Below are 4051 nucleotides of genomic sequence, written 5' to 3'. Positions count from 1 at the left end.
CGCCGGCTGCTGCGCCGGCGGCCGACGCCAAGCCCGCCGCCGCAGCGGCCACGCCCTCCGGCGGCGCCGCACCGTACAAGGTGGTCGACGGCTACAAGGTCGATCCCGAAACGATGAAGGGCTTCCGCACCTGGCGCGCCGCGGCCTGCGACCGCTGTCATGGCGCCAACCAGGAAGGCATGGTGGGACCATCGCTGATCAACAGCCTGAAGACGCTGAGCAAGGCCGAGTTCGTGACTACCGTGACCCAGGGCCGTCTCGAGAAGGGCATGCCGAGCTTCGGGCAGGCGCCCAACGTGGTCGGCAACATCGATCAGCTCTACGCCTACCTGAAGGGCCGCTCGGACGGCGCCATCACCAAGGCGCACGTCGAAGCGATGCCCTGAACCGACAAGCGACGCTGAGATACTCGCCGGCGTGACGGCGCGATGCCGTGAGGATGCACGCCGCCGATGAACCCCAGCGACACCGCCCCGCCCGCCGAAGTCGGCCTCCGAGAGGCTTTCGGCTTCTGGCTCAAGCTCGGCTTCATCAGCTTCGGCGGTCCGGCCGGGCAGATTTCGATCATGCACCAGGAGCTGGTGGAGCGGCGCCGCTGGATCTCGGAGCAGCGCTTCCTCCATGCGCTGAACTACTGCATGGTGCTGCCCGGTCCGGAAGCACAGCAGCTGGCCACCTACATCGGCTGGCTGATGCACCGCACCTGGGGCGGCCTGGTGGCCGGCGGGCTGTTCGTGCTGCCCTCGCTGTTCATCCTGATCGCACTGTCGTGGGTCTATCTGGCCTACGGCGAACTGCCGGCGGTGGCGGGCCTGCTGTACGGCATCAAGCCGGCGGTCACCGCGATCGTGGTGTTCGCTGCCTGGCGCATCGGTTCCCGCGCACTGAAGAATGCCTGGCTGTGGGCCATTGCGGTCGCGGCCTTCGTGGCGATCTTCGCTCTGCACGCGCCGTTCCCGCTGATCGTTCTGGCAGCCGGCCTGCTCGGCCACCTCGGGGGCCGCTACCTGCCCGATCGTTTCGCGATCGGCGGCGGCCATGGCCAGGGCGCAGCACGGCCGGGACCGGCGCTGATCGACGACGACACGCCGACGCCGGCCCACGCCCGCTTCTCCTGGCCGCATGCAACGCGCGTGCTGGTGGTCTTCGTGGCCTTGTGGGCCGTGGTCCTCGGCGCGCTGAGCCTGGCCTTCGGCTGGTCGGCGGTGCTGACGCAGATGGGGTGGTTCTTCACCAAGGCCGCGCTGCTGACCTTCGGCGGCGCCTACGCAGTGCTGCCCTATGTCTACCAGGGCGCGGTCGAACACTACCAGTGGCTGACCGGGCCGCAGATGATCGATGGCCTGGCACTCGGCGAGACCACGCCCGGCCCGCTGATCATGGTGGTGGCCTTCGTCGGTTTCGTCGGCGCCTGGACCCATGCGGTGTTCGGGTCTGACGCCCTGTTCGCGGCCGGCGCCGCCGCCGCCGTGGTCGTCACCTACTTCACCTTCCTGCCGTCCTTCCTGTTCATCCTGCTGGGCGGGCCCTTCATCGAGACCACGCATGGCAAGCTGCAGTTCACCGCGCCGCTGACCGGCATCACCGCCGCAGTGGTCGGCGTGATCGTCAACCTGGCGGTGTTCTTCGCCTACCACGTGCTGTGGCCGGCCGGGCTGGAGGGGCACTTCGAGTGGACCGCGGCACTGATCGGCGCGGCAGCGGCCGTCGCGCTGTTCGGCTTGCGGATCGGCGTGATCCCGGTCGTGCTGGCCGCCGGGCTGCTGGGTCTCGCCTGGGAGTTGCTCTGAGCAGGGACGCAGCGACCGGACTCAGCCGGCGCTGCCGGATTTCAGCGCCAGCGCCTTGTTCGCGAGCGCATCGGCGCGCTCGTTGAGCGGGTCGCCGTTGTGTCCGCGCACCCAACGCGTCGACACCTTGCGCGCATCGGCCAGCGCGAACAACTGCTTCCACAGATGCAGGTTGGCGACCGGCTCACCCTTGGAGTTGCGGTAGCCCTTGCGCTCCCAGCCGGTGCGCCACTCGCTCAGGCCCTTGAGCACGTACTGGCTGTCCGACACCAGTTCCACCAGCGCGCCGGCCGGCACGCGCGTCAGGCCTTCGATCGCCGCAGTCAGTTCGGCGATCTGGTTGGTGCCGTGGCCGATGAAGCCGAAATGATCGGTCTCGGTGCGGCCGTCCGGCGCGATGAGCACGGCGCCCCAGGCCGCCGGCCCGGGATTCGACGGCGCACAGGCGCCATCGGTGTAGGCGATCCACTTCATGTCTCGAATCTTTTCTCTCTGTCGTCGGGCGACGATCCTGCCCGGTGGTGCTTGTGGCTGACGACGGCCGGCGCGGCGCGCGGCTTCGGCGTCTTCTTCCAGGCCGGGCCGATGAGGCGCATGCCGCGCACGCGCTTCACGGCCTTGAGCAGATAGACCGCGCCGAACACCGGCCACCAGCGTTCGCCCGCGCGCTCCATCCACGCGTAGCGGTCCAGCCAGGCCTGCGAGCGCAAGGCCGGCCGGTAGCAGCCGAAGCCGCCGCTCTCGACCTCGAAGCTGAGCAGGCGCAGCCAGTCGCGCAGGCGCCGGTAGGCGATGAAGTCGCCGGCGCGCGGCAGGAACAGGCGCTCGTCGTCGCTGCGGCGACCGAGGCGCTGCGCAGCACGTCCGCCCGCCTGGCGCAAACCCCACAGGCTGGTCGGGTTCAGCCGGTGATCACGACCTGGCCTTCGGGCACGAGCACACGCTCGACCTCGCGCAGCGTGTGGTGGGGGTCGCGCGCCAGTTCCAGCGTGTGCGGCAGCACCACGAGGTCGAGGCTCTGGCTCGCGAACGGCAAGGCATCGAAATCGCACGACAGCGCCACGGTGCGCGGCGCGGCGCCGCCGTCTTCTGGAACGGTCGCCGCGGCGCCCTCGCGGGCCGACAATGCAAGCCAACGGTGCGGCATGCGGTTGGCCTGCAGCGCATCGATCTCCGGCAGGCCGAGCTGCAATGCGTGAAATCCGAACACATCGGCCACATGCGTTTCGATGCGCGCCTGTTCCCACGCCAACACGTACCGGCCGGGCGGGGTCTGCAGCCACAAGGGCAAATCTATACTCGACGCTTCCTGCACCATGAACCTGATCGCTGTTCCCGCCTTCACGGACAACTACATCTGGATGCTCCACGATGGCGTGTCGGCCATCGTCGTCGATCCGGGGGAAGCCGCGCCGGTGACTCGCGCGCTCGACGAGCGGTCACTGAAGCTCGCGGCGATTGTAGTGACCCACCATCACGGCGACCACGTCGGCGGCGTCGACGCGCTGCGTGCACGTTTGCCCGACGGCCGCGGACCGGTCTACGGTCCGGCGCGCGAGACCATCCCGCAGCCCTGCCTGCCGCTGCGCGACGGCGATGCGATCGAGCTGTTCGGCACGCGCTTCGAGGTGATCGACGTGCCCGGCCACACCGCTGGCCACATCGCCTACTTCGGCCAGCCGGCCGGCGAAGCACCCATCCTGTTCTGCGGCGACACGCTGTTCAGTGGTGGCTGCGGCCGGTTGTTCGAGGGCACGCCGGCGCAGATGCATGCGTCGCTGTCGCGCCTGGCCGCGCTGCCCGGCGACACGCGGGTGTGCTGCGCCCACGAGTACACACTCGGCAACCTGAAATTCGCGTGCGCCGTGGAACCCGGCAACGCCGATCTGATCGACTACGTTGCGCAGTGCGAGTCGCTGCGACAACGCGACCTGCCCACGCTGCCCAGCACGGTGGCGCGTGAACGACAGGTCAACCCCTTTCTGCGCGTCACGAGCGCGCAGGTCCGAACCAGTGCCCGCGCGCATGGCGCCGCCGGCGACGATGCGGTGAGCGTGCTCGCGGCGTTGCGACAGTGGAAGAACGAATTCCGATGACCGCCCTGCTGCTCACGCCGAAGCGTCGCGCCACGCTGTCCGTGCTGGCCCTGACGCTCGTGCTGGCAGCCTGCGCCACCGCCCCGTCGCCCGAACCGATCACGGCTCCCGTCGTCAACGCCGGCGCCGCGGCACCCGGCGCCACGCCACCCCCCGAGGCCGCAG

Annotated in this window: 4 protein-coding genes and 1 pseudogene; 3 read left to right on the top strand and 2 right to left on the bottom strand. The window is 69.6% G+C overall.

Translation table 11 applies throughout. From position 1 onward, the window contains the following. Together x551_RS19345 and chrA are read left to right on the top strand one after the other, a co-directional pair. Positions 1–386, top strand: a 386-nt coding sequence (locus x551_RS19345) for a cytochrome c (protein WP_036250336.1), incomplete at its 5' end; no start/stop codon positions are given. Between the two features lie 66 nt (positions 387–452). Beyond that, positions 453–1790, top strand: a complete 1338-nt coding sequence (gene chrA / locus x551_RS19340; RefSeq protein WP_036234720.1) for a chromate efflux transporter — start codon at positions 453–455, stop codon at positions 1788–1790. A 21-nt stretch (positions 1791–1811) separates the two neighbouring features. On the opposite strand, the gene x551_RS19335 is transcribed toward chrA, so the two are convergent. Continuing rightward, positions 1812–2264 carry a ribonuclease H gene (locus tag x551_RS19335; RefSeq protein ID WP_036234717.1) on the bottom strand — a complete coding sequence of 151 codons (453 nt, stop codon included), beginning with the start codon at positions 2262–2264 and terminating at the stop codon, positions 1812–1814. Continuing rightward, positions 2261–3108: pseudogene (locus x551_RS19330) on the bottom strand (class I SAM-dependent methyltransferase). The gene x551_RS19335 and the pseudogene x551_RS19330 overlap by 4 nt, the downstream one beginning before the upstream one ends. Between x551_RS19330 and gloB the strand changes: the two are divergent. After that, positions 3107–3886, top strand: coding sequence for a hydroxyacylglutathione hydrolase (gene gloB, locus x551_RS19325; RefSeq protein WP_036234713.1), 780 nt, complete (start codon positions 3107–3109; stop codon positions 3884–3886). The pseudogene x551_RS19330 and the gene gloB overlap by 2 nt on opposite strands. The last annotated feature ends 165 nt before the right edge of the window (positions 3887–4051 follow it).

Origin of the sequence: Methylibium sp. T29 (assembly GCF_000576205.1) — a bacterium.
Classification (GTDB): domain Bacteria; phylum Pseudomonadota; class Gammaproteobacteria; order Burkholderiales; family Burkholderiaceae_C; genus Methylibium; species Methylibium petroleiphilum.
Note: the sequence above shows the minus strand (reverse complement) of the source record. Positions and strands in the feature narration are given on the sequence as shown.